This is a genomic window from Aeromicrobium sp. REDSEA-S38_B2 (assembly GCF_001628525.1).
Lineage (GTDB): Bacteria > Actinomycetota > Actinomycetes > Propionibacteriales > Nocardioidaceae > Aeromicrobium > Aeromicrobium erythreum.
The window spans coordinates 1-2,721 of record NZ_LUNH01000099.1 but is presented as its reverse complement, the minus strand read 5'-3'; the positions used below and the strand labels follow the sequence as shown (position 1 = coordinate 2,721).

Here is a 2,721-nt window from a genome sequence, read left to right as displayed (position 1 = left end):
GACCAGGGCCTCCAGGCGCTCGCGCAGCAGGGCGCCGAGCTCGGTGGCCCGTGCCTGGTACTCGCCGGTGGCGAGCATGGTGACGACCTCGTGGCCCACCGCGCAGGCCAGCGCGTTGCCGCCGAAGGTCGAGCCGTGCTGGCCCGGGCGCAGCACGCCGAGCACGTCGCGGTCGGCGACCACGGCCGAGACCGGGACGATGCCGGCGCCGAGCGCCTTGCCGAGGACGTAGAGGTCGGGGACGACCTCCTCGTGGTCGCTGGCGAAGGTCCTGCCGGTGCGGCCGAGACCGGCCTGGATCTCGTCGGCGGCCATCAGGACGTTCTCGCGGGCGGTCAGCTCGCGCAGGCCCTTCCAGAAGCCGTCGGGGGGCAGCACCACGCCGCCCTCGCCCTGGATCGGCTCCATCAGCACGCCGACGGTGTTCTCGTCGATCGCGGCCTCCACGGCGGCGAGGTCGCCGTAGGGGACCATCGTGAAGCCGGGGGCGAACGGGCCGAAGCCGTCGCGGGCGTCGGGGTCGTCGGAGAAGCCGACGATGGTGGTGGTGCGGCCGTGGAAGTTGCCGGAGGCCACGATGATGTTGGCCTGGCCGGGCGTGACGCCCTTGACCTCGTAGCCCCACTTGCGCATGACCTTGATGGCGGTCTCGACGGCCTCGGCGCCGGTGTTCATCGGCAGCACCAGCTCCTTGCCGCACAGGTCGCCGAGCGCGGCGCAGAAGTCGGCGAACCGGTCGTGGACGAAGGCGCGGCTGGTCAGCGTCAGCTTGTCGAGCTGCTCGTGGGCGACGCGGAGCAGGCCGGGGTGCCCGTGACCGAAGTTGAGCGCGGAGTAGCCGGCGAGCAGGTCGAGGTAGCGGGTGCCGTCGACGTCGGTCATCCACGCGCCCTCGGCGTGCTCGACGACGACCGGCAGCGGCTTGTAGTTGTGCGCCGTGCGGGCCTCGGCGCGTTGGAACAGCTCGGCGGAGCGAGGGGCGGTGCCTGTCGCGGTCCCTGCGGTGGTGGTCATGCGCGCCTCCTCGGCTCGGTACGGGTGTGCGGGCCCCACCAGAACAGACTCGGGCCCGGAAACCAAGGTTGGCACCAGTTCGTCCGGTCTCCGAATCCCGGCGACGGACGGTTGCCGGTGTCAGCCGACTGCCACCGGAAGGCGTACCTCGATGGTCGTGTCGCCCGGCGCGGACGCTAACGACACGGTGCCGCCGTGCGCGGCCACGATGGCCTCCACCAGGGAGAGGCCGAGGCCCGCGCCGCCGGGGTCGACGCCGCCGCGGGTGCGGGACACGTCGCCGCGCACGAACCGCTCGAAGGCGCGCTCGGCGAGCTCGGGGTCGAAGCCGGGGCCGTCGTCGTGGACGGTGAAGCCGGTCGGGGTCGCGGCGACGGTGATCGTCGAGCCCTGGGGGGTGTGCTTTCGGGCGTTGGTCAGCAGGTTGGTGACGACCTGGTGCAGTCGCTGGTCGTCACCGACCACCTCGACGACGTCCTCGGGCAGCTCGAGCCGCCAGTGGTGCGAGGGCGCCAGCACCCGGGCGTCGGAGACCGCCTCCAGCAGCAGGCGGGTGAGGTCGACCGGCTGCTGCTCGAGTGGCCGCCCGGAGTCGAGCCGGGCCAGCAGGAGCAGGTCCTCGACCAGGGCGGTCATCCGCACCGACTCCTCGGCGACCTTGGTCAGCGCGGTGCGCTGGGTGCCGGTGTCGTCGGGTCGGCGCTGGGCCAGCTCGGTGTAGCCCGCGATCGTCGCCAGCGGGGTGCGCAGCTCGTGGCTGGCGTCGGCCACGAACTGGCGCACCTGCTGCTCGCTGCGGTGCCGCGCGGTCAGCGAGGACTCCACGTGCGCGAGCAGGGTGTTGAGGGCCGCGCCCACGGCACCGGCCTCCGTGCGCTCGTCGGTCAGTCGCTCCGGGACCCGTTCGGCGAGCTCGATCTCCCCGGACTCCAGCGGGAGCGCTGCCACCCGGTGCGCGGTGGCGGCGACCTCGGTCAGCGGCCGCAGCTGTCGGCGTACGACGACGCCGGCCGCGGCCGCCGCGAGCAGGGTCACGAGCAGTCCGAGCAGCACCTCGGCCAGGACCAGCTGGCCCACCGCGTCGTCCACGTCCCGGGTGGGCAGGCCGACGACCACGGTGCTCTCGCCGAGGGTCGTCGCGGCGACGAGGTAGTCGCCCGACCGGCCGAGCGGGACCTCCTCGACCCGGCCGTCGGGGTCGACGTCCTCGAGCCGCGACGCGACCCGGTCGTCGAGGGTGTCGCGCTCGCCACGGCCGTCGCCGACCACGATCGCCTGGGGGTCGCTGCCGGGCTCGAGCAGGGCGATGAGGGTGCCCGGCGCGAGGTTGCGCAGGTCCACGCGGGTCTGCTGCTGCACGCCCGGCGGGGTCGGCGGGGTCTCCAGGACGCTGCTGAGGGTGGAGCGCACCTCGCTGTCGAGGCGCTCGGTGAGGGCGTGGCGCATCACCAGCGTGGTGGCGGTGCCGAGCAGTGCCGAGACCGCCAGGGCCAGCACCACGGCGGTGAGCACCAGGCGGGCGGTCAGCGACCGCAGCCGGTCGGCGACCGCCCGAGCCCGGGCGAGGAGCCGGGCCCTCAGCGGACCGGTCATCACGGGACGGGCTTCAGCACGTAGCCCGCGCCGCGCATCGTGTGGATCATCGGCTGCCGCCCGGCGTCGACCTTCTTGCGCAGGTAGGAGATGTAGAGCTCCACGACGTTGGCC

General features: G+C 73.7%; 3 protein-coding genes. All 3 read right to left on the bottom strand.

The window, feature by feature from the left end:
* The coding region (rocD, locus tag A6Q81_RS16305) for an ornithine--oxo-acid transaminase (protein WP_286691118.1) at positions 1 to 1,014 on the bottom strand (1,014 nt) is incomplete at its 3' end.
* Positions 1,015 to 1,134: 120 nt separating this feature from the next.
* A complete protein-coding gene (locus A6Q81_RS16300) occupies positions 1,135 to 2,607 on the bottom strand; it encodes a sensor histidine kinase (RefSeq protein WP_286691117.1) in 1,473 nt (490 codons plus the stop codon).
* Positions 2,607 to 2,721: winged helix-turn-helix domain-containing protein (locus A6Q81_RS16295; RefSeq protein WP_286691119.1), on the bottom strand; the 115-nt coding region annotated here is incomplete at its 5' end. The genes A6Q81_RS16295 and A6Q81_RS16300, both read right to left, overlap by 1 nt.

Coding starts and splice junctions, on each gene's coding strand:
- A6Q81_RS16300 (WP_286691117.1), bottom strand. CDS start 2,607: ATGACCGGTCCGCTGAGGGCCCGGCTCCTCGCCCGGGCTCGGGCGGTC.